This window comes from Embleya sp. NBC_00888, from assembly GCF_045207655.1.
Lineage (GTDB): Bacteria > Actinomycetota > Actinomycetes > Streptomycetales > Streptomycetaceae > Embleya.
Window position 1 is genome coordinate 909,782 of record NZ_CP108785.1, and the last position, 24,585, is coordinate 934,366.

General features: G+C 69.7%; 23 protein-coding genes and 2 pseudogenes. 14 read left to right on the forward strand and 11 right to left on the reverse strand.

Translation table 11 applies throughout. The features are described from left to right. Nucleotides 1-505: 505 nt before the first annotated feature. Complete coding sequence (locus OG948_RS38150) at nt 506-1,015, reverse strand: aquaporin (protein ID WP_331769560.1); 510 nt, start codon at nt 1,013-1,015, stop codon at nt 506-508. Between the two features lie 109 nt (nt 1,016-1,124). Here OG948_RS38150 and OG948_RS38155 point away from each other — a divergent pair, with 109 nt between their 5' ends. Then, complete coding sequence (locus OG948_RS38155) at nt 1,125-1,427, forward strand: hypothetical protein (RefSeq protein ID WP_331769561.1); 303 nt, start codon at nt 1,125-1,127, stop codon at nt 1,425-1,427. Between the two features lie 813 nt (nt 1,428-2,240). On the opposite strand, the gene OG948_RS38160 is transcribed toward OG948_RS38155, so the two are convergent. The 3 genes from OG948_RS38160 to OG948_RS38170 all read right to left on the reverse strand — a co-directional run bounded on the left by OG948_RS38160 (nt 2,241) and on the right by OG948_RS38170 (nt 3,858). Then, nucleotides 2,241-2,714, reverse strand: coding sequence for an SRPBCC family protein (locus OG948_RS38160; RefSeq protein ID WP_331769562.1), 474 nt, complete (start codon nt 2,712-2,714; stop codon nt 2,241-2,243). Nucleotides 2,715-2,943: 229 nt separating this feature from the next. Then, a complete protein-coding gene (locus OG948_RS38165) occupies nt 2,944-3,165 on the reverse strand; it encodes a hypothetical protein (protein ID WP_331769563.1) in 222 nt (73 codons plus the stop codon). Between the two features lie 324 nt (nt 3,166-3,489). Next, nucleotides 3,490-3,858 carry a hypothetical protein gene (locus OG948_RS38170; protein WP_331769564.1) on the reverse strand — a complete coding sequence of 123 codons (369 nt, stop codon included), beginning with the start codon at nt 3,856-3,858 and terminating at the stop codon, nt 3,490-3,492. Nucleotides 3,859-4,255: 397 nt separating this feature from the next. On the opposite strand from OG948_RS38170, the gene OG948_RS38175 reads away from it, so the two are divergent. Further along, a complete protein-coding gene (locus tag OG948_RS38175) occupies nt 4,256-5,572 on the forward strand; it encodes an SAVMC3_10250 family protein (protein WP_331769565.1) in 1,317 nt (438 codons plus the stop codon). A gap of 293 nt (nt 5,573-5,865) precedes the next feature. Here OG948_RS38175 and OG948_RS38180 read toward each other — a convergent pair whose 3' ends face one another. The 4 genes from OG948_RS38180 to OG948_RS38195 form a co-directional block, all read right to left on the reverse strand. Next, complete coding sequence (locus OG948_RS38180) at nt 5,866-6,315, reverse strand: hypothetical protein (RefSeq protein WP_331769566.1); 450 nt, start codon at nt 6,313-6,315, stop codon at nt 5,866-5,868. Beyond that, the gene (locus OG948_RS38185) at nt 6,312-7,883 is read right to left on the reverse strand and encodes a hypothetical protein (protein ID WP_331769567.1); all 1,572 of its coding nucleotides are present in this window, start codon (nt 7,881-7,883) and stop codon (nt 6,312-6,314) included. The genes OG948_RS38180 and OG948_RS38185 overlap by 4 nt, the downstream gene beginning before the upstream one ends. 87 nt (nt 7,884-7,970) lie before the next feature. After that, nucleotides 7,971-8,306 (reverse strand): hypothetical protein, encoded by a 336-nt coding sequence (locus OG948_RS38190; protein WP_331769568.1) that lies wholly within the window; start codon nt 8,304-8,306, stop codon nt 7,971-7,973. 1,053 nt (nt 8,307-9,359) lie between these two features. Next, nucleotides 9,360-10,049 carry a nitroreductase gene (locus OG948_RS38195; RefSeq protein ID WP_331769570.1) on the reverse strand — a complete coding sequence of 230 codons (690 nt, stop codon included), beginning with the start codon at nt 10,047-10,049 and terminating at the stop codon, nt 9,360-9,362. Nucleotides 10,050-10,149: 100 nt separating this feature from the next. On the opposite strand from OG948_RS38195, the gene OG948_RS38200 reads away from it, so the two are divergent. The 12 genes and pseudogenes from OG948_RS38200 to OG948_RS38255 all read left to right on the forward strand — a co-directional run. Continuing rightward, entirely contained in the window at nt 10,150-10,758 is a 609-nt protein-coding gene (locus OG948_RS38200) for a helix-turn-helix domain-containing protein (protein WP_331769571.1), read from the forward strand. 231 nt (nt 10,759-10,989) lie between these two features. Next, nucleotides 10,990-11,166 (forward strand): hypothetical protein, encoded by a 177-nt coding sequence (locus OG948_RS38205; protein ID WP_331769572.1) that lies wholly within the window; start codon nt 10,990-10,992, stop codon nt 11,164-11,166. 3 nt (nt 11,167-11,169) lie between these two features. Continuing rightward, on the forward strand, nt 11,170-11,523 hold the full coding sequence (locus OG948_RS38210) for an alpha/beta fold hydrolase (RefSeq protein WP_406300528.1): 354 nt from the start codon (nt 11,170-11,172) through the stop codon (nt 11,521-11,523). 171 nt (nt 11,524-11,694) lie between these two features. After that, a complete protein-coding gene (locus OG948_RS38215) occupies nt 11,695-13,194 on the forward strand; it encodes an AMP-binding protein (protein ID WP_331769575.1) in 1,500 nt (499 codons plus the stop codon). Nucleotides 13,195-13,571: 377 nt separating this feature from the next. Beyond that, entirely contained in the window at nt 13,572-14,540 is a 969-nt protein-coding gene (locus tag OG948_RS38220) for a sugar ABC transporter substrate-binding protein (protein WP_331769576.1), read from the forward strand. A gap of 96 nt (nt 14,541-14,636) precedes the next feature. Next, entirely contained in the window at nt 14,637-15,641 is a 1,005-nt protein-coding gene (locus tag OG948_RS38225) for an ABC transporter permease (protein ID WP_331769577.1), read from the forward strand. A gap of 40 nt (nt 15,642-15,681) precedes the next feature. Next, nucleotides 15,682-16,494 (forward strand): alpha/beta hydrolase, encoded by an 813-nt coding sequence (locus OG948_RS38230; RefSeq protein ID WP_331769578.1) that lies wholly within the window; start codon nt 15,682-15,684, stop codon nt 16,492-16,494. Nucleotides 16,495-16,551: 57 nt separating this feature from the next. Continuing rightward, complete coding sequence (locus OG948_RS38235) at nt 16,552-18,120, forward strand: sugar ABC transporter ATP-binding protein (RefSeq protein WP_331769579.1); 1,569 nt, start codon at nt 16,552-16,554, stop codon at nt 18,118-18,120. 354 nt (nt 18,121-18,474) lie between these two features. Next, nucleotides 18,475-19,647, forward strand: coding sequence for an acyl-CoA dehydrogenase family protein (locus OG948_RS38240; RefSeq protein ID WP_331773434.1), 1,173 nt, complete (start codon nt 18,475-18,477; stop codon nt 19,645-19,647). An 87-nt stretch (nt 19,648-19,734) separates the two neighbouring features. Beyond that, the gene (locus OG948_RS38245; protein ID WP_406300880.1) at nt 19,735-20,391 is read left to right on the forward strand and encodes a TetR/AcrR family transcriptional regulator; all 657 of its coding nucleotides are present in this window, start codon (nt 19,735-19,737) and stop codon (nt 20,389-20,391) included. Between the two features lie 88 nt (nt 20,392-20,479). Beyond that, nucleotides 20,480-21,544: a phosphotransferase family protein gene (locus tag OG948_RS38250; RefSeq protein WP_406300529.1), complete on the forward strand. Its 1,065-nt coding sequence runs from the start codon at nt 20,480-20,482 to the stop codon at nt 21,542-21,544. 41 nt (nt 21,545-21,585) lie between these two features. Next, a pseudogene (locus tag OG948_RS38255) lies at nt 21,586-21,840 on the forward strand (ATP-binding protein); the annotation flags it as partial. A 231-nt stretch (nt 21,841-22,071) separates the two neighbouring features. Here the strand turns inward: OG948_RS38255 and OG948_RS38260 are convergent. The 3 genes and pseudogenes from OG948_RS38260 to OG948_RS38270 all read right to left on the reverse strand — a co-directional run. Next, nucleotides 22,072-23,046, reverse strand: coding sequence for a PQQ-binding-like beta-propeller repeat protein (locus OG948_RS38260; protein ID WP_331769580.1), 975 nt, complete (start codon nt 23,044-23,046; stop codon nt 22,072-22,074). A gap of 556 nt (nt 23,047-23,602) precedes the next feature. Next, entirely contained in the window at nt 23,603-24,022 is a 420-nt protein-coding gene (locus tag OG948_RS38265; protein ID WP_331769581.1) for a hypothetical protein, read from the reverse strand. A gap of 191 nt (nt 24,023-24,213) precedes the next feature. Beyond that, nucleotides 24,214-24,452: pseudogene (locus OG948_RS38270) on the reverse strand (transposase); the annotation flags it as partial. Nucleotides 24,453-24,585: the final 133 nt, after the last annotated feature.

Consider the following 24,585-nt stretch of genomic DNA (forward strand, 5'->3'; position numbering starts at 1 on the left):
AGGTCCGAACCACCGGTCAATGGTCTGAACCAGATTGGTCTGGACCAGAGTTTCGCGACATCCGACCCTCGACGGCAGAAGCTTGGATATCCATCCCTCATTACAGGCCATAACAATCGGCACGCACGCCAACGATGAAGGAGTCGTGATGATCGCGAACGCGAGCAAGGCCGGCCCGGTACCGTCCACCGAGATCGTGCTCCCGGGCATCGTCGACCCCTCTCGGTCGCGACGGGATCATCCTTCGGCGCCGGTCATGGCGGTGAGCGTGGCGAACGCCCGGACACAGCCGGCCGCGGGTGGATCGTCGACCTCGTCGACGGGTCCATCGACTGGATCCGCGACGACGACGACCTCGTGGTCCGGCAGAGCATCGGCTTCGACATCGCCGCCCTCGACACCATGAGGAATCCCGGGCTTCGCGGGCGGGAGCGCGGGGATCGGGCAGCCGCAGGGAGTACCGCGGCAGGGCGGGCTCTCTCGACGATGACGGCCCGGGTCTTCGTCATGTGCCAAGGGTGGGTGTGCGGTGTGGGCGAGTTGGCGTGAGCCGATCGTGCAGGGCGGTCCCGAGGAGGGCGCCTGCCGGTGGGGCCAGGAGGTAGGGCCACAGGTTCGCGGTGTGGCCGGCGAGCAGCGCCGGGCCGAGTTGCCGGGCCGGGTTGGCGGAGCCGCCGCTTTTGGCGGCCAGGAGTGCGATGGTCAGGGCGACGGTCAGGCCGACTGCGTACGGGAGTAGTGGGCGCAGGCGCGGGCGGGCCAGGAGGGCGCCGAGCATGAGGGCGACGGCGAGCATGACGCCGGCTTCGGTGGTGCAGATGGCGATGGTCGTCCAGCCGGGGTCGGCGACCACGGATGCGTAGGCGATCGGGTCGCGGCGGGCGGTGGGGCCCCACAGGAGGCCGCCGAGGCCGATCCCATCCGTGGGCGCTGTCCCGAACATCATCCCGGACCAAGCTCTGACCAGGCCGAACGGTGTCCCGCTTGTCCGGGACAACGCAGTCCCGTTGCTCATTCCGATGGCCCGAACGATGCTCGGTGAGGTCCGTCCGGGTCGCCCCGCAGGGGCTCACCCAACGCACCACCGTTTCGGCGCCTGATCCCTCTACATCACAGGGGAAAACATGAAGGGCACTCTCAAAGCGCTACTGGTCACCACCGCCGTAGCGGCCGCCGTGGGGGTCGCGCCCGCCACCGCGAACGCCGCGGCCGACTGGTCGTGCAGTTCCATCTCGGGCCAGTACATGTACTTCCAGGCGGACACCCCCCTGCACTCCAAGCCCCTGGGCAGCTCCCAGGTCTACGCCATCTTCTCCACCCCACAGTGGATCAACGGCTCGTGCGTCAACAAGTACGGCAACCAGTGGTGGCGTACGGACTACTCCTCCGGCTACGGCTACATCTACGACGGCTACCGAACCGGCTGAGCAACCGCCACCGCACGTTCGCGACCGGCGCGACGCGACACCCACGCACCCGCACCGCGCCCGGGCAACGGGCAGCGGGCAGCCGGGCGGACCGCCCTCGGCATCGAGCTCGCTCGGAGCCACGAGGCTCCGCCGACACGGGTGGCGTCTTCGCCGATACGTCCCGTGCGGTCTCGTCCCCGACGGATGCCCGCTCCCGGGCCCGGCGTTGCCACGTACCGGGCCCGAGCACCGGCCGGATTTCGGCGCCGCCTCTCGAGCCTCATCGTCGCTGCTCGCCGTCCCCTTGCGCTCGACCGAGGGCACTGGTGGGGCCCGACGGCGAAGTCGAGGCGGACGGGGCCCCGCGTCCGGCCGACCGGGTCGGTCCGGGCGCGGGGTTCCGGATGTGTGTGACAGGCGGCCCGCACCACTCTCCTGATCAACATGTGGCATCCGGCAACTGCCTTTGGTGGCGACGCTGTTCGGACCCCAATTCCCGAAGCCGGGCGAAGTACTCGGCCCGGACGGGATATTCGTCGACCTGACCATCGGCTCGGACGTCGGGACCCACGACTCGGTCATGCCGGCCACCCGCACCGATCCACGAAACCGGCTCGACGTCCCACCGCGCACTACGCCCACAGGATCACGGCGCACGAACAGCGACTGGACGAATTGACGGGCGTTGCGGACTACCTGCGGGCAATGCCGGACCTTGCCGGCGTCACATCGGGCCTCCCCCGACCCGGCGTTGAGACGACACACACTACGAAGGGCTCGCCCTTCCCATCAACAAGGCAGGGACCACCGACCGGGTGCGGGCCGTGCCGGTCAGGCCGGATGATGGTCGGGGACGGCGCCGAGTTCGATGCCGTGTTCCAGCAGGGCCTTCATCGCGCACAGGGCGGTAGCGAATCCGCCGACGGTGTCGTTCACCCAGCGCACGGCGTCATCCCCCGAGCCCTCGAAACCGGTCTCGGTGATCTCGACGAACGTGGCTCCTGTCGCGCGCGGAGTGAACCGCAACTCAACGGTGGTCGGCTGCCCGTAGTTGCCCCACTCGAACCGGATCAGCCGGGCCTCCTGGACCTCCTTGACCCGGACTTCGGCCGATGCACCGTACGTCTCCCACTCCCAGCGCAACTCGGCCCCCGCGACCATCGGCCCGCTGCTCTTGCTGTACCAAAATCGGGAGGTCACATCCGGGTCGGCGAAAGCGCGGAAGGCCTCCTCGGCGGGCTTGCGAACGATCATGCAGGCGTACGCGGAAGGGGCGCGTGAGAGCGTGAAGTCAGGCATCTCCATACAGATAATCATGCACCACGGGCGCCCTCGTACCCAGGATTCGGACACCCATCCAGGACCGCCACGGCCATCGCACTCGGACCGATGAGGCCCGCGGCGCACCGCCGGACGGATCGGCAGCCTGGCCCGCCTGATCCGCCGGGCCGCGCTCACCGCCATCGTCGACGGCACCGAACACCTCACCGGAACCGGCCTCGACACCGTGCGCTCGGACCACCTCGCCGGCGCATCACCTCGTGGCGCAGATCGCGTACACGTGGAAGTACCAGCCGGCCGTCCCCGGGTTGATCATGCCGACGAACCGGCCGTCCGAGCCGTTGGGCATGGAGTCGCGCTGCCGCAGGGTCGTCGTGCCCACGTACACCCCGCCGCCGAGGAGCACCTTGTCGCCGCCGCAGAACGCGATGAGGAAGACCGGCTGCCCGGGGTCGATCGGCCGGTTCGCCCTCACATGAAGCGAACAGCCGGACACCGCACCCGAGTTCACGCACATCGCGTCGCCGTCGAACGTCCCGCCGGCGGCGCCCTCGTTCGCAACGGGGGCCGGCCGGCTCCACGGTGCGCCGAGCGGGTACGTCCGGCGCCACGAGGATACCGATTGCTACGTCGAGATCACCTACCGCGCGCGGATCATCGAGGTGTCGTTGAGCTTCCGGGTCAATCCCACCGACGCCGGCCGGGTCCCCTCGGGACCGGCCACCCTCGGGTAGTCGAACAAGCGAAAAAGCAGCACGATCGGGGTGCCGGCGCACCCCCCCGCCGACGGCCGATGCCACTACTTCCAGCGGTGTTCGGGGTCCTGCCCGAGGGCCGGCTCCGGGAGCGACTGCCCGATCCGGGCGGCCCAATCCGGTCGCCGCTCGGCGAAGTCGTGCCTGAGGAACCGCGAATCGACGGGCTTCAGCCTGATCTGGGGCCGGTCGTCGGCCCACCACACCTCGAACTCGGCGACATCGCCCTCGTCGGGCCACCGCCCGGCGTCCTCGGGCAACATGAGCACATCGACGAACCCGCCGACCGCAAGACCGATGTCCACGAAGATCCCGATCGCCCCGGGCCGGGGAACTCCGACCACCGTCCCCAGGAACCGCTGCCCGAACCGCAAACCGCGGCGGATCCGCCTCCACTCCTCGTCGTCGACCACGGGAGAATCCTCGCAGCATCGGCCACCGCACGCAGCCACAGGTCGGAGCACCAACCCCGCGCAACCCGACCGAGGGGGGTTCGACGGGTCGTCCAGCAACGCGGGCTGTCCGCTCGCCGTGGCAGTGAGGCCGAAACGGGTGCGTTCGGGGTCGTGCGCGACCCGCACCATGTCGACGCCGGTACCGACGAGGACCCCGGCAGCTCCGCGTTCTCGCGACTCTGACCGTGGTAGCCGTTGGCGGCGAAACAATGGACAGCCACGGCGGAGAGGTTGGAGCCGGCCGCAGCGAGCCCGCCGACCAGCCACCGCCGGCCCCGACCAAGCGGCCGCCTCACCCGGCCGGGGGAGGCGGCGGGGCACTCGGTGAGAATCCACGGCCGACCAGGACAACGTGGTGACCCCGGCGTCGGCCCGAGGCGTCTTCCCGGACACCGGGGTCCTTCCGGGCGACCACTTCTCCATCATTCGCCCGGACTCCGCCGATCACCTCTCCTATCTGGTGTTGAAGGCCAACATCGAAGCGGTCACGGAGACTTCGACGACCCCGACGGTCGTCGGGTCGGGGGTCCGGGACTACGTCTACGTGTCCGCGCGCAAGGTCGCGCGCATCGCGCGGACCCTGCCCCCGGACTCGCGGGCGCGAGTGGACGGCGCCGCCGGGACGGTCGGACACCCGTCCTCGGCGGATATCGCGGACGGCATGGCGAGTCGAGCCGAGGACGTGATCGCGTTCGTATCCGAGGTCGAGGGCGCCCTCGAACGCGAGCACGGCGTAAAGGATGTCCACGACGAGGAACTCCGGACCGGCCATTGGTTCCGGCTCCGCGGCGTGCCCATGCTGTACGGCCTCCCGGAGGCGGGCGTCGACGGCGTGATCTTCGTCGGCGAGACGGACGGGGTCCGGTTCGCCCTCGGCGGCTCCGCCGAATACCTCCTGGACCGGCCGACACAACACCTCGTCCGCCTCTTCGGGGGCGAGGCCTCGTCCAGCCTGCCCGGGACACGAGCCATGCTGGAAAGGGTCGTGCGCCTGGAGCGCCGGCGGGACGTGGAACCGGAGGACGTCGAATTCCTGACGCACGACGACTTCGCGGGAGACATCCTCGGCCGCGAGTACGAGTCGTTGACACGCGGGCTCAAGTCCGGCCGGCAGCCGATGACCGCCTTCGCACGATGTCTGCACGTCGACAGGACGCCCGACGGCACGGGCACCGTGCTCGGAACACCTCTGTACGTGGCCTTCTCCGTACCCGAGGGTGCGGAAATCCGTGCCGCGACGGGTGCAGAGGTCGATCCGGCGGCGGGCGAGCACGACGACTTGGTGGCGCTGGTGAGACGGACCCATCGCGCGGGTCCCGACGAGCTCAGGGTCACCGGGCCCGTCGTGTGTCGCTACTGCACGTCGGACGAGTTCGAGGCAGTCGCCGGCAACTGCTTCTGCGCGGGCTGCTGCCTGCCCCTGGAAGTGGACGACGGCGGCGTCCACACCGTCGCCGACTGCGAGACAGCCATACCCGAAACCTCCCTCCCCGGAGGCGCCTTCCTCCATCCGCGATGCCCCTCGGGACACGACCTGTTCCTGGTCGCCGTCGCCCACACGCGAGCCGCCGACGGCCGAGTCCTGCGCCTGTCCGTGGGGTTGAAGTGCCCCTACGACGGCGCCCTGTGCCTGTACATCGACAACGCCCCGATCACACCCCGGGAACCCTGACACACCGCGCCTCACCCCCACACGATGCGCGCGGCACAACGACGCGCGCCGAGCTGCGATTTCCTGCCGGCGAAGCACGTTTGTCGTCACCAGATCGGCGCACCGGACCCGACCGGGTCTGCACGATCGAGATCGACCCCGCGCTCGCCGCGCTGATCAACGTCCACATGCGGCCGGGCGCGGAGGTTTCCGCGAGCCACCGCCCGCCGTTCACCGAATGTCGTCCACCACTTGCCCGAACGTCTGATTGTCGCGGTGGCTCCGGTTCCGGGGACGAGACATCACAAGCGGTATCACGAACGACCGGCAGCGCGACCGGCGGTGGCGAGCAGCTCGTCGACCGAGCCCGCGAAGTCCGGCAGCAGCCGCATCGCGATCGTCCACGCGTCGGGGTCCTCGCCGAGGTGCGCGTCGACGAGCGCACGCAACGGCCCGGCCGGCGCCCGCAGTTTCCCGCGGCTCCGCTGCTCGTCGCCGAACGCCCACAGGAGGAACGAGGCCGCCGGGGTGCGCGTCAGCAGGTCGTCCGGCGTGAGCGTGCCTGAGCGCAGGCACTCGGCGAGCGCCGGGAGCACGAGCGTCCACCCCGAGCCCTCGCGGCGGCCCCACACCCGGGCCGCGGCGGGCAGGAGCGCCAGGGCGGTCGACCGGGGCAGCGCCGCCAGCAGCCGGGCGTAACGCTGCGGCTCGGCTTCGAACAGCGCGGCGGCGACCGGCTCCGGCAGCGCGGGGTGGCGGCTCAAAGTGTCGAGGACCTTCCCCTCCGCGCGTCCCGAGGCCACCTCGTCGAGGACCACGTCCCATGAGATCGGGGCCCCGACCGGGGCGTGGTTCGCGACGGGCCCCGCGTCCGGGCGACGAGCTCCGCGCGCTGGTACGCGGTGAGGGCGTCGCCCGCGAGCAGCGCGGCGTCCACCTCGCCCAGGCCGAGCGCGATCAGCCCGGCGCGCTTGCCGGGGTCGTGCTCGACGCCCGGCACGAAGTCGCGCAGCACCTCGGGACGGCGCGAGGCCAACTCCCGTGCGATCGGCGGGACGAGCGCCGGCGCGACCAAGGCCCGGCGGCCGACCCCGGCCGGCTCCGGGAGGACGTCGTCGTCGAACGCCGCGAGGATCGCGGACAGCGCGTCCGCGTCGGCGCAGGACAGCAGCGGCCGCAGCGGCGAAGGACCGGCCGACGGCGGACGGGCCGGCCGCAGCTGCCAGGGGAAGTCGGTCCACGGCGCAGGCGCCTTGCCCGCGGGCGTCTTCGCCGAGCCGGGCGGGCTCAGCCACGGGACGGTGGCTGCCTCGTCGAGCAACGCCAGGACGCTGCCGGGGTATTCGGCGTCCCGGGTGAGCAGTGTCGCGGCCGCGCGCCAGGCGCCGGGGTCCGCGCCGAACCGGGTCCGCACCGCCTCGCACAGGCCCTGTTCGAGGGCGGCCACCTCCTCCTCGGCAAGGGTCACCCTGATCCAGTCGTCGTTGGGCGGCGACCAGTGCAGCGCGTCGATCAGCCCGAGGAACCGTGCCGCGCCGGGCCCGCGGCGCAGCATGTCGTCCGGCGTGACCGTGCCGGTGTCCAGCGCTACCCGGGCGGGGAACGTGTGCGGGTTGTCGGTCGGCCCGTACGCGAGCAGGGCCAGCGCGGTCTCGGCCGGGCATGCGGGTTCGCCGACGAGTGCCACGCACTCGCGGTCCTGCCACGGCTTTTCGAGGTGCCGCACGGCGGTCTCGGCCCAGTCGTCGGCGGTCCACTTCTCCGGGCGCAGCAGCGCGAGCGTCTCGGTGAACCAGTCGTGGCCGCGCGGCGACGACGTGCCGGGGCCGGCCGCCAGTGCGCCGGATCCATGGGGTGGCAGCGACCGCCTGCCGAGGATCGTCCGGTATGTCTCGGCGGCCAGTTCCGGATCGGGGCAGTCCATCGCCATGCCGAGTTCCGGCAGCGCGTCCGTGCTCATGAGCCGTTGGCGCAGCACCGGCGCGATCGGGAGAGCGGCCAGCACCCGGCGGCGCAGCGAGCCCGGGACCCTGTGGTGGAAGAACACCGCCGCCCGGACGTCCGGATCGGGGTCGGCGGCGAGCGCGGCCATCGACCGGTGGTCGAGGAATCGGTTGCGGGCGTACGCCGCGCGGTCGGCGGCGGCGCCGTCCCGCAGGCACCACACGACGGCGCTCGGCCGCAGCGCGCAGTACTCCAGTATCCGCGCGCGCTGTTCGGCACCGACGCGGGCGAGCGCCAGACCGGCCTGGCGTCTGTCGCCCGCACCGGCCAACGCCGCGAGAGCGACCAGGTCCGGAAGGGGGAACGAGCGCTTTTCCACCGGCGTCACGCGCGCCTCCCGCCGACCGCACACGGGGCGTCGCCGGCACCAGTCGATGCCCCGAGGGTATCCGGGCGCGACAGGCGGCACTTCGACTCACCCCACGCGACCGCGCACACCTCCGTCCGGCGACGTCCCCCGCGCCTCACCCGGCTCGACGTCCGGCAGCCGGTCGTGGTCGGGGTCGTACTCCAGCCGGCGGCGCGCCGCGCCCTGCTCGGCGAACATGCGCGGCACCCCGTTGAGTTCGGGGTGGGCGTGGTCATCGCGCCACAGCAGCAACCACGCGTACAACGACATCGGATCGACCAGCGGCATCGACCGCACGCCGCGCCCCTCGGGCACGGGCGAGCCGGCGGGCAGCAGCGTGAAGCAGTGCGGGTCGGCGCGCACGTGGTCGACGCCGTGCCGGTCGCCGAGGTTCGCCCCCACCTCCCGGCGGGCACCTGCCGGCCGATGCCCAGTGAGGCCGCCGCGCGGCGGAAGTGCAGCAGCTCGGCGGTCGCCGCGAAGGCGCACACGCGCCATGTCGAGATCGGGCGCGGGCGGCACGGACACAGAGTTCACGGCCCCTACCCTGACCGACAACCGCAGGTTGTCAAATACCACCACCGAATGTCGGCCGCCGGCACCCCCGGCGACCCGCGCTGCACCCGCTGCACAAGGCCGGGCCGGTGCTCGGGCGACGTCTTCCGATGGCCGGCCCGATTGTCCCCGGGCGGTGCCCGATGAGTGCCGAGGCCGCCGTACCCGCGCTCTCGGGGTCTCGGTGACGCAACCGGTGCGCGGGCAGGTCGAGAAGGCGGGCGAGGGCGGCCGGGACGGACGCGTGGTGCACAATCGGGTCAACTCCAGGAGCCGTGCGCTTTCGCCTCGTCGGCGCCATCGCGTCGAAGAACTGCTTCACACCCGGTACGACGGACCCGCGATCCTGCGCGACGACGAGCGATGGCCACCCACCTGGTGGGACCGCTGCTTCGGCCACGCATAGACCCGACAACCCCAGGCGACAACACGACGACCGGTGTCCGACACGGCGAACGGATCGAGACCCGACGCACACGACCCGGTCCGCCGACCATCGAACGCGAACGGCTCCTCACCGAGCCGGGCTCGCGCCGGTAGGAACGGGCCGGGCGCGAGGGCGACCCGGTGGAACCGGCCGATCCGCACTACCCGGCGAAACCGGTGCGGCCGAATGCGCGTTCCGCACGAACGCCGCGTCGCGAAGCCGGAGACCCGGGGCGAGCCGAACTCGGCCACCACGTGTCACCGACCGCTACGGCACCACCTCCGTGATGGCGTGTGACCGCATCCCTCGCCGGCTCACCACCGCTCCGCGTGGATCGACCACCACGGCGAACTCCCCACTCCGGAGCGGACGTTGATCGGACGAATCACACTGTTCCTCAACGGCCCTTCGGCACGGACGGTCGCCGTTCAGGCCTGCGGACCGGGGTCCGAGCCCACGGCAGTCCTTCACCGTCAGTCGTGGAACGTCGTGGTCTCCCCCAGCGCGGCACGTCCGGTGTCGATGTGGTTCACCGGTGCGGAGTCCTCGGCGTATCCGAAGGAGATCCCGACGAGCAGTTTCCCGGCGGCGCCGCCGAGTTCGGTGCGCACATCGTCGGCGTAGAAGCTCAGCAGCCCCTGCGGGCAGCTCGCCACGCCGTACGCGGTCATCGCCAGCAGAAGCGTCTGCATGTAGGCGCCGACGTCGCCGGCCAGCCGTGCGTTGTCCTGTTCGGCGACGAAAAGAAACGCGACGTGCGGCGCGCCGTAGAAGTCCAGGCTCCCGGCGTCATAGGCCGCGCGGGCCGCGTGGTCGTCCAGGCCGATGCCCAGGGTCCCGTAGAGCCGGCTCCCGAAAGCGACCCGTCGCTCCTGCTGCACCGGCGAGTAGATGTCGTCGCCGTACGGGAAGTCGACCGACGTACGTCGCGCGACGTGGGCCGCCCGAAGGGACGCCGCCAGGCGGTCGCGCGGTGCTCCGCTGACGACCTCCACCCGCCAAGGCTGGGCGTTGGAGTTGGACGGTGCCGCGCCGGCCAGCGAGAAGATCGCGCGCATCGTCTCCTCGGGCACGGGCTCGGACCGGAAGGCGCGCGTCGCGCGTCGGCCGCGGATCAACTCCTCCGCGTAGTTGCTCAGTTCGGTGCGGTCGGACCGGGTCATGGGACTCCTCCGGGAGAATCAAAGTAAACGCTTACGTTTCCTTCGAGTCGACCGTAGTCCCGCACGCGGAGCAAAGTAAACGCGACCGTATGCTTTCCTCATGGATGTGACGAGTGACACGACACGACGACCGGGACGCGGGGCGAGGGAGCGCATCCTGACCGCCGCCGCCCGGTTGTTCGCGGGACAGGGGATCTCCGCGACCGGCATGGAGCAGGTCGCCGGGGAGGCGCCGGTGTCCAAGCGCACCCTCTACGCCCATTTCCGCTCCAGGGACGAACTGGCGATCGCCCACCTCCAGGCGCTCGTCTCGTCGGGGAACACCATGGAAACCGTGTTGACCCGCGAGGACCTCAGCCCTCGTGAACGGATCCACCACCTGTTCGATCAGCCGATCACGGACACGTCCCCGGTGCGCGGGTGCCCGTTCATCGACGCGGCGGCGGAGTTCCCCGACCAGAGCCATCCGATTCACGCCTACGCCCGCGAACAGAAGCTCCGGATGGTGCAGTTGGTCACCGATCTGGTGACGGAACCGGGCTGTCGTGAACCGGTCGCACTGGCCGAGCAGTTGGTGACCCTCGCGGACGGAGCGGCAAGCCGTGCCATGGTGCTCAACCAGGCGGACTACGGCCGGCACGCCCGCGCGGCCGCGGCAACCCTTCTGGAACACGCCCTCACCTTGCCGTCCAACCCATACGGCAGCTGATGTCCGAGGCGCGTCCTACGACCCGGATGTGCTGGTCGTCTTCGACGCCGGCCAGGACGTCCCGCGATCGATGTCGACCATTTCCGAGGTCGGGCACTGATCGCTCCTGCCACCCATGTATTGAACTTGAATTCGTATTCAACTCCCATTAATGTGGCATGTGAGCGCCTTCCAGGTCCGGGCAGGTCACGGCCTGCCGAGCCGGCGTTGCGAGCGGTGAAGGAGGTTGCCATGGCTGAAGTCGTAGGCGGGTACATCCATGTCGACGGCGTACGCGCCCACCACGAGGATCCGGGGGACGGCATCCCGCTCCTGTGCTTTCATGCCGCGCCGCCCATCGACGACTTCACGATCGACATGCCGGATGCCAACGGGCCGTCCTGGTCGAAGCGTTCGCGCGGCCGCTGACCAGTGCCCGCGCTCCCGCACGCCGAGCGGACGAGATGGTCCGGTGCCACGCCGGCCGTCCCCAAGCCCGACCGCATCGGATGCACGACGTTCGATCGGCGGGACGGCTTCCACAGGGTCGAGGCGCCGATTCTCCTGGTCCGAGGCGATGCCGACCGGCTCGTCGCGCAGGAGATGGTCGACGCCACCGCTGCCGTCATCGCGATGAGCGAGATCAGCGTGCCGGCAGGCACGGGCCACTGTCCGATGCTCGAGAACCCCGTCGAGATCGACGCCGCGGTCGGCGCCTGTCTCGACCGCGTCGTCTCATCGCCCCGAACCGGCCGACCGATGCAGAGTGCAAGGAGATACGGATGAAACCGGCGGGAACAGCGGCTGTCGTCACTGGCGGTGCCTCGGGGCTGGGAGCAGCCACGGCCGCGTTGCTCGCCGAGCACGGCGCCACCGTCCACGTCCTGCGCCGGCATCGATGCGGATTCAGCTTCACTTGATTTGACGGCCGGCGTCCCGATTGCGCGGAGGACAGACATGGTCAATGTGGCATCACTTGTGTGGCGGAGGGCCGTCACGAGCCCGGGGAGCCTGGCCATCAGGTCCGGATCGGTGGAGCTCACCTTCGGACAACTGCGTGAAGCGAGCGGACGTGTGGCGACGGCGGTCCGCAGGGCCGGCGTCGGTCCGCTGGACCGCGTCGTCCTGGTGGCTCCGACGGTGCCGGAGTTCCCGATCGTCTACTACGGCCTGCACACGCTCGGCGCCACGGTGGTCACCCTCAACACGATGGCGACGCCCGCCGAGATCGGCCACGTCCTGCGGGACGCTCGGCCTTCGCTCGTCATTGCCTGGGAGGGCGTGTCGGAGTCCGCCGAGGTCGCCGCAACCGCCGCCGGCGTCCCGTTCCGCAGGATCGGACCCGGCGCGCACTTCGAGGTCCCGCCCCAGTTGGAGGCATGGGAGCATCGGCCCGAGGACACCGCGATGATCCTCTACACCTCGGGAACGACCGGCCACCCCAAGGGCGCGGAGCTGACAGCGGCCAACATGGTGGCCAACGCCGTGGAGTTCGCGAAGGTCTCGGGGATCGGTTCCCAGGACCGTGTCGGGACGGCGTTGCCGCTGTTCCACGTCTACGGGCAGGCGGTCATCATGAACACGACGCTGGTGGCCGGGGCGTCGCTGACCCTCTGTGAAAGGTTCCACCCGCGCACCATGCTCGAACTGGTGCGCGACGATCGGCTGACGGCACTGGGGGCCGTCCCCACGATGTGGATCGCGATGCTGCGGGAGGCCGGCGCGTTTCGGCCGGCGGACTTCGAGCAGTTCAGGTTCGGGACATCCGGCGGCGCGACGATCCCGGTCGAGGTCCTGCGTGCCTACAAGGAGCGGCTCGGATGCACGCTCCTCGAAGGTTACGGACTCTCGGAGACGACGGGCGTCGCCGCGTTCAACGACATCCACAAGCCGCAGAAGGCCGGGACCGTGGGCGTCGCCATGCCCGGAGCCGAGTTGCAGATCCGCAAGGACGGCACGGTACTCGGACCCGATGACGTGGGCGAGGTGTACATCAAGGGCACGACTGTGATGAAGGGGTACTGGAACCGGCCCGAAGCCACCCGGTCGGAACTGGTCGACGGCTGGTTGCGGACCGGTGACCTGGGATGTATCGACGCCGAGGGGTATCTGACCATCGTCGGGCGGGCCAAGGAGCTGATCATCCGCGGCGGCTACAACGTCTACCCGCGCGAGGTCGAGGAAGTGCTCTACCGGCATCCGGACATCGTGGAGGCGGCAGTGCTCGGGGTCCCGGACGACTACTACGGTGAGGAAGTGGGCGCCGCGATCGTCCTGCGGCCCGGTGCGACCCCCGACCCCGAAGGTCTCAAGACCTGGGCCAAGGCCCACCTGTCCGCCTACAAGGTCCCGCATCTGCTCGCCTTCGTGGACGCGCTCCCCAAGGGGTCGACGGGCAAGATCCTCAAGCGGTCGATCGACCCCGGTCTCCTGCGGGAATCCGCCGCCCGCGGCTGAGGTCTCCGGTTCGCGGCACTTCTCCGTCCGCTCACCCGACCGCAGGCGTGTGAGCACCGGCCGGCCACTGCCGGGCTTCACCCATGGCCGAAATCCGGCCGACGGCGCCCCTCGCCGCCCGGCCTTTCCCTGCCCGACGCGACACAGGGGCGGCTTCAGCGCACGGACCCTCTCGGGAATCCTGATCGATTTCCAGACATACTTGAACTTGAGTCCGGATTCAATTAGCGTGCCTTGCACGACACCACCGACCGGGTTCCGGGTGCGTCGAGCACCCGTACGAGCCCGCGGGGATACCGCGTCGGGCGTCCCGAGAGCTGCCCCGGGCGCCATCCGAACAGGTCTGCACAGGCGGACCGACAGCTGAAGGAGACTCAGTGCGAAGACGTATGAAGATCGGGTCGGCCATCGCCATCGCCGTCATGACGGCGACCATGGCCGCGTGCGGTGGCGCGGTTCCGGCGAAAACCGGCGGTGGCTCCTACACGGTCGGCGTTGTCCGGTTCGCATCGAGCGACCCGGCCTCGGAGTCGATCCTCAACGCCTATGTCGACTACGCCGAGAAGAAGGGCTGGAGCGTCTCGTCGGTCGACTCCCAGGGCGCACCGGACAAGGCGATCGGCGGTATCGGCAACTACGTGCAAAAGAAGGTCGACCTGATCGTCATCGCCGTCTTCCCCAGCGACACTCTCGCTGCCGGAGTGCGGCAGGCGAAGGGGGCGGGAATCCCCGTCGTCTCCGTGGGGGGCGGCACCGCCGAAGGTGTCCAGGTCAGTCTGGACTTCGGTCGCAGCAACGCCAAGGACACCAGCAAGCTGCTGACCGGCGATCTCGGCGGCGAGGGCGACGTGCTCCTGCTGGGCTACAAGTCCGGACTGCCCTGCGTCGGTCGCGAGCAGGAGTTCGACGACCAACTCGGGGCGACGAGCATTCACGTCACGCGCAAAGAGGTTCCGATCCCGGGCCAGGTGGAAGCCGGCGCCGAGTTCACCCGCGCATGGCTGATCACACACCCCGCGGGGAAAGGCAAGCTCGCGGTCTGGGGCTGCTTCGGCGATCCGGCGCGCGGCGCGATCTCGGCGCTGCAGGCGGCGGGACGAAAGGACGTGCTCGTCTACGGGCACGACGGGACGCCGGCTGCGATCGAGGCCGTGCGCCGGGGTGATCTCAGGGCGACCTCGTACTTCGATCCGACGGCCGAGGGTGCCCGACTGGGCGAACTGACTCCCGAGTTCGTCAAGGACGGCAGCGACGCCGAGCCTCGGGACCTCGCACCCACGATGTACCTGGTCACGCCTGAGAACGTCACGGAATTCCTCAAGAAGTTCCCCAACGCCCTCGGGTGAACGAAGACGGCGGGCGGCCGTCTCGCGCCACCGGGCCCGCCCTCTCCGCCCAACCCGCTCTCAGCCGGTCTCGTCCGGTCCCCCGAGGAGTCACCCATGACCGCAGTCACCGACACAGGACACACGCTGGTGGCCCCGGCCGCACGCACAACCCGGGCCTGGCGGGTCGTCGGCCGCTACGGCTCCCTCGGCATGTTGGGGATCCTCGTCGCGATCGTCGCCGCCCTGGCGCCGACGACCTTCGCCACCTCCGACAACGTCATCAACATCCTCAACCAGAGTGCGCTGTCGGCCGTCATCGCGATGGGACTGACTTTCGCGCTCGTCACAGGCGAGTTCGACCTCAGCATCGGCAATACCGCCGGCCTCGGTGGCGTGCTCGCGTGCAAGCTGATCGTGGACGCCGGAGCATCCATCCCCGCCGCGTTCGCCGTCGCGGTGGGTGTGGGCGCCGCGATCGGCCTGCTCAACGGATTCATCGTCACGGTGCTCAACGTCAACGCCCTGGTCGCCACACTGGGCGTGGGGACGATGGCGATCGGCGTCAACTACGCCGTCGCGGACGGTCGGCCCGTGGGGCTGAAGGATCCGGACGGCTTCCTCGCCATCAGTCTCGGACGGTTCCTCGGAATCCCGTATCCCGTGTGGATCATGATCGCCCTGGCGGCAGTGCTCTGGCTGCTGCTGAACCGCACGGTCCTGGGGCAGTCCATGCAGGCGGTGGGCGGAAACCCCGTCGCGGCGCGCCTGTCCGGCATCCGAGTCGAGCGGGTTCGTGTCCTCGGCTTCGTGATCTGCGGAACCCTGGCCGGGCTCACCGGCGTCCTGCTCGCCACCCGCACCGCGGGCGCGGCGGTATCCGCGGGGGACTCCTACCTCCTGAGCGCCTTCGCCGCCGCCTTCTTCGGCTCCGCCGTGCTCCGCGACGGCCAGTTCCACATCGTCGGCACCCTCGTCGGCGTGATCACCGTCGCGGTGGGATTCAACGCCATCGCACTGATCGGCATGGAGACCTACTGGCAATACCTGTTCCAAGGACTGCTGCTGATCATCGGCGTCGGCGTCGGGACCGTCGCCCGTCGCAAGACCGCCGGCGCTTGACCCCCTCCCCCACACCCGTGTCAACAAAGGAGTCGACCAAATGAGTTCACAGTCCGTTCCCGTGGCAGGCACCACCCTGCACGTCGACGACACCGACGAACCCGACGTCCCGCCGGTGCTGTGCCTTCACTCGCTGTTCCTCGACAACCGCATGTTCGACGACCTCGTCGAAGCCGGCCGCGGACGCTTCCGGTTCGTACGCCCCGAGTACCGAGGACAGGGCCGAAGCGCCGCCGCCGACCGCGACACCCTCACGATGGAGCAGGCAGCGGGCGACATGGCCGCCTTGCTGGACAAGCTCGGTATCACGTCGGCGCACGTCGCCGCGTCCTCGATGGGCGGTGATGTCGCGGCGCGCCTGGCGGCGTTCCGTCCGGACCTGGTGCGCTCGGTCGTCTTCCTGGGGTCGTCGGTGCGCCGGGAGCCGCCCGAGGCAGTCGGCGAGTACGTCGCCTGGACCGACGACGTCGGCGAGAACGGCTTCACCGGCGAGCGTCTGGCGATGCTCGAACGGGTCATGCTCGGCGAATCCACGCGCAACGATCCGGCGAAGAAGGACACGGTCGACCTGTGGACCGGGCGCCTGGCGGCCCTGCCGACGTCCCTCAAGCCGGCGATGCTGGGAGTGATGCTGCGCCACGACGCGGTGGAACTGCTCGGCGACATCGCCGCGCCGGCGCTGGTCATCTCCGGTGCGGAATGCTGGGTGCGGCCGCCGGACTGGGCCGCGGAACTCGCGGACGCACTGCCCGACTCCGAGCTGGTGATGCTCCCCAGGGTCGGGCACAGCCCCCTGATCGAGGCCCCCGACATCGTCATTCCGCGCGTGCTGGAATTCCTCGCCTCGCACTGAGCGGGACGGGTCCCATGCCTCGCTCCGAGGCTCCTTGTTCGAAGAAAGGTCCTGTTCGTGACGATCGAGAGCGCACGGGGCAAGCCCGTCGAACCGGTCGACCACACCTCACTCCTGGAGGTGCGGGGAATCTCCAAGCGCTTCGGAGGACTTCAGGCGCTCGACGACGTCTCGATCGCGCTGCGCGGCGGAGAGGTCTTGGCACTGTGCGGTGCCAACGGCGCCGGCAAGTCGACCCTGGTCCGGATTCTGGCCGGAGTCGAGCAGGCGGACAGGGGAGAGATCGCCCTCGACGGTCGGGTGGTGCCGATCGAATCGCCCCAGCGGGCAGCCGATCTCGGGCTGAATTTCGTACACCAGGAGCTCAATCTGGTGCCGAAGTTCACCGGCCTGCAGAACATGGCACTGGGGAGCGCGGCCGGGAGGTCGGTGTTCGTCGCCACCAAGGCCCTGCGCAGGCGCGCCGGAGAGGTGAGGGAGCTCCTCGGCTACGACATCCCGCTCGATGTGCCGGTCGAGAAGCTGTCCGTCTCCGACCGATGGATGGTCTCACTGGCACGGTCGCTGATGAGACCGGCCCGCTTCATCGCGATGGACGAACCGACCGCGTCGTTCACTCAGGACGAGGCCGATCTCCTCTACGGGGTGATCCGGGAACTCACCACGAGTGGCGTCGGGGTGCTCTACATCTCCCACCGTCTGGAGGAGATCCTCCTCATCTCCGACGAGGTGGCGACCATGCGGGACGGCCGGGTCGTGGGCTCGCACCGATCCGACCGGCTCGACGTCGTGTCGCTGACGCGTCACATCGTCGGACACGAGGTCGAGGAGCCGACTCGCCATGCCGGTACAGAGGGCGCGGCGCGTGCACCCGTGCGGCTCGCCGTGCGCGGGTTGGGCCGGGAGGACAAGGTGAGCGGCGCGACCTTCGACCTGCACGCCGGGGAGATACTCGGAGTCGCGGGCCTGGCCGGGGCCGGGCGTACCGAGCTCGCGCGCCTCCTCATCGGCGCCGACCGGCCGAGCAGCGGGACGATGACGCTGGACGGCGCACGATATGCACCACGTTCACCCCACGACGCGATTCGCGCCGGCGTTGCCCTCGTCCCCGAGGAGCGCCGGAGCCAGGGGCTGCTGCTCGGTGAATCCATCGACACCAACCTGGCGGTCGCAGCGCACGGCCGGGCCCGGACCTTGTTCACGGGCTTCTCGCCCAGGTCGTCCCGGCGGACCGGGCGGCAGCTCGCGAAGCGGTTCGCGGTGAAGACCGACGACACCTCACGACCCGTGCTCAGCCTCAGTGGCGGCAACCAGCAGAAGGTGGTTCTCGCGAAGTACGTTCGCACCGGCCCGTCGGTACTCGTCCTCGACGAACCGACCGTCGGCGTCGACGTGGGAGCGCGCGCGGAGATCTACGAGACGATCGCCGGCCTCGCCCGCGAGGGCACGTCGATCCTGCTGATCTCCAGTGACTTCGACGAGCCGGCGGTCTGCGACCGCGTCCTGGTGATGCGGCACGGCGCACTCGTGGCCGACGTACCCGGCGCCCGGGCCACAAAGGCCCTGTTGACCCGTCTGTGCTTCCGGACCGGCGAGCTCGTGCCCGGCGACTCGACGTCCCGGTGACGCGAGTACGCAAAGGAAAGTCCGTGGGCACCGTCCTCACCGCGGCCGGTGACATCGACTCCCGCGAGTCGGGTCGCACACCGGTCGACGAACACGCCTTCGTGCTCGGCGAGAAGTAGCGCGACAACTGTCGGGACCACCGGGACGAGGACCGGAAGGTCGCCGACCTCGTCACCGACCTCGTCGCCGACCTGAACACCTCACGAGCCTCGAAGTGATTTGGTCGCGGCGCAGCGATGACTAAGGTGAATCTGAGTTCAAGTTCAAATCTCAGGTCAATCGAAGGAAGTACCCCAGGTGGACTTTTCGATCAGTGACCGTGGCCGCGCGTACCACGAGAAGCTTCTGTCCTTCATGGACGACTGCGTCTATCCCGCCGAGGCCGTCTACGAGGATCAGATGCGCGAGTCGGGGGATCCCAACTTCCATCCTCCCGTCCTGGAGGAGCTCAAGACCGAAGCCCGCAGGCGCGGACTGTGGAATCTGTTCCACCCCCACGCCGAGTGGGGCCCGGGTCTGACCAATGTCGAATACGCGCCACTCGCCGAGATTCTCGGCCGCAGCATTCACCTGGCGCCGGAAGCAACCAACTCCAACGCCCCCGACACGGGGAACATGGAGATCCTGACCCTGTTCGGGACCGATGAGCAGAAGGAGCGGTGGCTCGGGCCGCTGCTGACCGGCGAGATCGCCTCGGCGTTCGCGATGACGGAGCCTGACGTGGCGAGTTCCGACGCCACCAATATCCGGCTCCGCATGGAGTCCGACGGTGACCACTACATCCTGAACGGCCGCAAATGGTGGATCTCGAACGCCCTCCACAAGAGGTGCCGGGTCCTCATCGTCATGGGCAGGACCGATCCCGGCGCCGAGCCGTACCGCCGGCAGAGCATGCTGGTCGTACCGGTCGACACACCCGGAATCAGCATCGTCCGCGGCCTGCCGGTCTTCGGCTACCAGGACCGCGTCGGCCATGCCGAGATCCACTTCGAGGACGTCCGAGTCCCCAAGTCGGCCCTGCTGGCCGGCGAGGGAGACGGGTTCATGATCAGCCAGGCCCGCCTGGGGCCGGGACGGATCCACCACTGCATGCGGGCGATCGGCATGGCGGAGCGGGCGCTCGACCTCATGGTCGACCGGGCGCAGACCCGGACCACCTTCGGGCAGCCACTGTCCGAGCGCGGGAACATCCAGGACTGGATCGCCGAGTCCCGCGTGGAGCTGGAGATGGTCCGACTGCTGACCCTCAAGACGGCCTGGCTGATGGACACGGTCGGAAACAAGGCCGCGCGGACCGAGATCTCCGCGATCAAGGTAGCCGCACCCGGCGTGGCCCTGAAGGTCCTCGACCGGGCCATCCAGGTGCACGGAGGAGGCGGGCTGTCCGACGACTTCCCCCTCGCGAGCATGTACGCGGAACTGCGCACCCTGCGCCTCGCGGACGGCCCGGACGAGGTCCACAAGCGTGCCATCGCACGCCGTGAGCTGGCACGACGGACGCGCGAGCGTTCCCTCGTCACCGGGTGACGGCACCGACCGCGGAGTGGATGTACCATCAAATATGAATCCGAACTCGACAATGGTTCTGTCGTGAGTGCGACGGACGGCCACTCCATGGCCGGCGACTCCATGGCCTCGATCGGCTCGCTGATCGCAGGCGCCTCGACCAAGGAGATGCCCACCACCCGCCGGGGCCTGCGTACCCGTGAGGCACTGGTGAAGGCGGCCCGAGTCGTTTTCGAGCGCGACGGCTTCCTCAACGCTCGACTCGTCGACATCACCACCGAAGCGAACTGCTCGATCGGGACGTTCTACACCTACTTCGAGGGCAAGGAAGAAGTCTTCGCGGCGGTGATCGGCGCGGCACGGCACGACATGCTCCATCCCGGCATGCCTCACGTGCCGGAGGACGAGGGGCCGGCCGCCGTCATCGAGGCGAGCAATCGGGCCTATCTGGTCGCCTACAAGCGCAACGCCAAGCTCATGAAGCTGATGCAGCAGGTGGCGATGATCGATCCCCGGTTCGAGGAGGTCAGAGCGCGCAGCGCGCGCGCCTTCGGCGAACGCAACGCCCGTCGGATCAAGGAGTTGCAGGACCGCGGACTCGCGGACCCCACCGTGGACCCGGAGTTGGCGGCCCGTGCGCTGTCCCTGATGGTGAGCCGGCTGGCCTTCGAGTGCTTCGCGCTGGAGGAGGGACCACGCGATCTCGAGGAGATCGTCGCCGTCTGTACCAAGTTGTGGGTCAACGGCCTCAACCTCTCGACATGACCGCGCCGACCGGGGCGAACCGAACAGCCGAGGCCGCGCACGTTTCGAGCTGGACGTTTTCAGATGGCGGAGAGTGGTGAGGACGCTGGTGACCGAGAGCGGCGGAAGCCGGGAAGCCGAAACCGTGCCACCGCTTGACCTTGCGCGCTTTGCGAAGTGGTATGCGCGGCATGCCCCCGGCGATCTCGGTCCCGAGCTGACGGCCGAACCGGTCACAGGCGGTCGGTCGAACCTGACCTTCGCCGTATCCGACGGGACGACGGCACGCATCCTCCGCAGGCCCCCGCTCGGGCATGTCCAAGCGACCGCGCACGACATGAAGCGCGAGTTCGTGGTGCTGAGGGCACTCGCTCACACGGACGTCCCCGTTCCCGAAACCATGGCCTACTGCGACGATCCCGAGGTCATCGGCGCCCCGTTCTACGTCATGGAGCGAGTCGCGGGCACACCGTTTCGCACAGCGGAGCAGCTGAGGGCCGAAGGGCCCGCCGCGACCATGCGCATCTGCGAGGTGATGGTCGACACGCTGGCCCGACTTCACGCGGTCGATCCGAGAAAGATCGGCCTCGCCGAGTTCGGTCGCCCGCAGGGGTTTCTGATCCGCCAGGTCGAGCGCTGGGGACGGCAAATGGCCGGGTCCCTGCGCCGCCCCATCGAGGGGGCGGATGAACTGCTGCACGCTCTCGAGGCGCGGGCGGGGACTGTCGCGGACGTCTCGCTGGACGACGGAACCGCCGCGATCGTGCACGGCGATTACCGGCTCGACAACCTGCTGATCAGCGACGGTCGGGTCACGGCGATTCTGGACTGGGAGATGGCGACGCTGGGTGATCCCTTGACGGATCTCGCACTGCTCGTCGTCTACAGCTCCATGACGGAGATCTTCGACGTGCCGGAACTGGGCGACGCGGGCCGCTCTCCGGGCTACCTGGGCCCCGAGGCGACCATCGCCCGCTACGCCGACCAAAGCCACCGTTCGGTCGCGGACCTGTCCTTCCACCTGGCTCTCGCCCACTACAAACTCGCGGTCATCTGCGAAGGCATCCACCGGCGCTACACGGAGGGCAAAACGCCCGGCGGAGCATTCGGCACCGTCGGAGAGGCGGTCCGGCCACTCGTCGCCGCGGGGCCGGCGGCGCTCGGGCCCCCCTAGGGTCCGGTGCCGGCCGGGAGGGCGCCGTACTCGGCGGGCTGGTGGCCACCGAGCTGTTCACGAACGCGGTCGTGCACGCCGGCGCGTCGACGCCGAGCATCCGTATCACCCTGGAGATGGGTGACTCAGGACGGCTGCGGCTCGGGGTCCGGGACAACCGCACGGCCGGCCCACGGCAGGTCGCCTCCTCCACCGACGCCACCTGCGGCCGCGGCACGGCCATCGTCGGTGCCCTGCTCCACGAGCTGGGCGGACGGCTCACCGTCGCGCGCCATCGAGGAGGCAAGACCGTGTGGGCCGAGATCCCCGGTGATGCAGCCGCTTGTCCAGCGAGCGCCTCCCATGAGGGCACCGAAGCCGGCCGAGGTGTGTCGCGGACCACTGTTTCCGGTGAGGTCGTCGACCGCCGGTGGTGTGACGTCGGCCGGGAGTGTGGTCGGGTCGGTCCTCGCCTGCTCATGGCACGTGATCGCGCAGGTTCCCGGCCGTCGACGCGGTGCCGCGTGCCCGGTCGCCTGGTGTGCTGGTCAGTCTTGTCGGGTGGCGAAGACGTAGGCGGTTCCGGAGGTGGGGGTGACGACGGCGTGGTCGGTGCCCACCGGCCGGGGCATGGCCGAGACGGTGCGTTGGAGGACGGCTTTCGTGCGCAGGTCGACGGCCATCGGGGGTTTCTCGCCGGAGTACAGGACGGGGCCGACGACGGCGACCGGGTCCAGGCGGACCTCGTCCTTGGCCTGCTGCCACAGCAACCTTCCCGTGTCGGTCTCCCAAGCGGCGGTGGTCGTCGTCGTCGCGACCACGACGATCGTTCCCCGGGTGTCGGAGAGCCCGGATTTGGGCGTGCCCGAGAGTGTCGGACCGGTCGCCAGGAGTCTGCCGGTGGTGGGGTCGTTGACGCTGTAGGCGACGGTGTCGGGCGAGAGGGTGTACCAGCCGATGACGAGTTTGCCGCTCTGTTGTTTGACGAGGTCGGGTTCCGCGGTGGCGGCCGCTCCGGCCGGCCGGGCGAGGTTCTGCGGCGTCCACAGGACGGCCCCGGTGGCGGCGTCGAACCCGGCCAGAGTCTCCGCCTTGTGGATGCCCGTCCTGCTGTCGCGGCGATGGTGGACGACCACGCCGTGGGCGACGGTGGCGTCGTCGTCCAAGCAGGCCTGGTCCTGGCAGGGTATCCGCCAGCCCGGAGCGTCGCTGCCGGCGTCGCTGATCACCAGGGCGCCGGGGTTGCTTCCCTTGCCCTTCTCGGTGACGACGCGTCGGCCGTCGACGATGAAGGGCTTGTCCCGGTCGGGGTATTCCCTGTGCGCGATACGTTGCCCCTTCTCGTCGAGGACGTCGACCTGCCAGACCTGCTTCTCCGGCGAGATCCCATCGGAGGGTGTCGTTCGCACCGTCTGCGTCAGCAGTGCGGGGCGGCCGTGCCAGGTGGTCGCGACCGGCTTGCCGGCCATCTCGACCGTGGCGTGCCTCGCGCCCGTCACCGCGTCGCGCAACTCCACGGTCATGGCGTGTCCTTCACCGCCGGCGGGCGTGATCAAGGCGACGCTCGTGCCGACGGGTTCGGCGACCGCGCCCTGGCCGGTCAATTGCGCCGACCACAGGGGCGCGCCCCGTACGCCCGGCGGTGGTTCACCGGGAAACGTGGCCGCCGCGGACGGCCTCCCGCCGCCCGACACGGTCCCCGCTCCGGCCGACCCGCTCGCTTGCGGGCCCTTCGGACCGCCGCCGGAACCGGAACATCCCGCGAGCGCCAAGCTCGACGCCACACCGACCGCGAGTAACGCCACTCGCCTCATGACCACATCAACTCCTCGACCTGACACAGGCCTTGTCCCCGTTGGAGCATCGGCACAATAGCCCACCGTGGCGCAGCGTCGGTGTCGAGTCGGTATGCCTTCACCGGCAGGTCGAAGTGATCGAGCACGTCCACGGCCATCCGAACCGCGGCCTACGGGCCTGACCGTGACGGGGTGCCGGAGCCGGTTGGCAAGAGCGACGAAAGCCGTCCCTCTCCAGGCGACAGGTCTCCCCGGACGTCCGGTGACTCCCAACCCGGCATCGTCACGGGCTTGGGGGCTGAACCCACGGAGCGAACCGCCGGCCGGGGGCCGCATCCTCTCGCCAGTACCTCAGGACGGTCTCCTGCACTATGTCGAGCCGCTCTGCGGCGACAAGGCACGAGACGGGCTCCGACCCGCCTGCGTCCGCCTCGAAGGCGACCAGCACAGGCGGCCTTCCGCCAAGCTGACGGGTGATCCTGCGCAACTCCTCGACCGTGGGCGCGCGGAAGGCGGGATCCTGAAAGACCGCCGGGCAGCTGACGAAGAGCGGGGCGGTGAAGGCCAGTTCCAGCCCGTGGTGATAGCTGAGGTCGAAATCGGCCGCGAGCCGGAAATGACCACCGTCCCAAGCGAGGACATCCCATTCCCACCAGGACCCTTCAGGGAGCTCGATCGCGGCATGCGGTCGTTCGACGTCCACTTCGACCCCTCAATCCGTTCGAACAGACCGACAGGCTATACGGGAGGCGTGGAGTGCCCAGCTTGACGAGTTGGCCCCTGAGGCGTGCATGCGCCTTGGAAGGAGACCTCGGCGTCCGATGCCGGCCGCAGGTCTGCCATGGCAAGGAAGTCGGCGAGGTCGACACGGGCCGGACAGGAGGCCGCTCGAACCTCCGCGATCAGGCCCTCCGACAGGGCTTCGAAGACACCGGCGTCCCGCCACTGCCGGAATCGGTGTGGACGGTCGGCCACGCACCGAACCGCTCCGGCATCCCACGCGACTGCGCACCCGTCCGAAACCTCCGGATCACGCCCTCGAACTGCCGCCGCAGCCGCCCGGGATACGGACCGTACGCACCGATCGGCAGATGCAACCCGATGCACTCCCGCTCCAGGTCCGTCAGTTGCACCGAGCGTCACCACACGACGATCTACCGGACCAGGACCGCCTTGACGACGAATCCCACAGATTCGTCGCGACGCGATACACGCCCTTTGCCGCCAGGTCTCACCCCTGTCTCGCCGTCCTCTCGTCGGTTGCGA

What these genes read in the sequence shown, in the direction of transcription:
- OG948_RS38215 (WP_331769575.1), top strand. Translation starts at nt 11,695, where the DNA reads ATGGTCAATGTGGCATCACTTGTGTGGCGGAGGGCCGTCACGAGCCCG.
- OG948_RS38240 (WP_331773434.1), top strand. Translation starts at nt 18,475, where the DNA reads ATGGACGACTGCGTCTATCCCGCCGAGGCCGTCTACGAGGATCAGATG.
- OG948_RS38230 (WP_331769578.1), top strand. Translation starts at nt 15,682, where the DNA reads ATGAGTTCACAGTCCGTTCCCGTGGCAGGCACCACCCTGCACGTCGAC.
- OG948_RS38245 (WP_406300880.1), top strand. Translation starts at nt 19,735, where the DNA reads ATGGCCGGCGACTCCATGGCCTCGATCGGCTCGCTGATCGCAGGCGCC.
- OG948_RS38155 (WP_331769561.1), top strand. Translation starts at nt 1,125, where the DNA reads ATGAAGGGCACTCTCAAAGCGCTACTGGTCACCACCGCCGTAGCGGCC.
- OG948_RS38195 (WP_331769570.1), bottom strand. Translation starts at nt 10,049, where the DNA reads ATGACCCGGTCCGACCGCACCGAACTGAGCAACTACGCGGAGGAGTTG.
- OG948_RS38225 (WP_331769577.1), top strand. Translation starts at nt 14,637, where the DNA reads ATGACCGCAGTCACCGACACAGGACACACGCTGGTGGCCCCGGCCGCA.
- OG948_RS38260 (WP_331769580.1), bottom strand. Translation starts at nt 23,046, where the DNA reads ATGACCGTGGAGTTGCGCGACGCGGTGACGGGCGCGAGGCACGCCACG.
- OG948_RS38160 (WP_331769562.1), bottom strand. Translation starts at nt 2,714, where the DNA reads ATGGAGATGCCTGACTTCACGCTCTCACGCGCCCCTTCCGCGTACGCC.
- OG948_RS38200 (WP_331769571.1), top strand. Translation starts at nt 10,150, where the DNA reads ATGGATGTGACGAGTGACACGACACGACGACCGGGACGCGGGGCGAGG.
- OG948_RS38205 (WP_331769572.1), top strand. Translation starts at nt 10,990, where the DNA reads ATGGCTGAAGTCGTAGGCGGGTACATCCATGTCGACGGCGTACGCGCC.
- OG948_RS38150 (WP_331769560.1), bottom strand. Translation starts at nt 1,015, where the DNA reads ATGAGCAACGGGACTGCGTTGTCCCGGACAAGCGGGACACCGTTCGGC.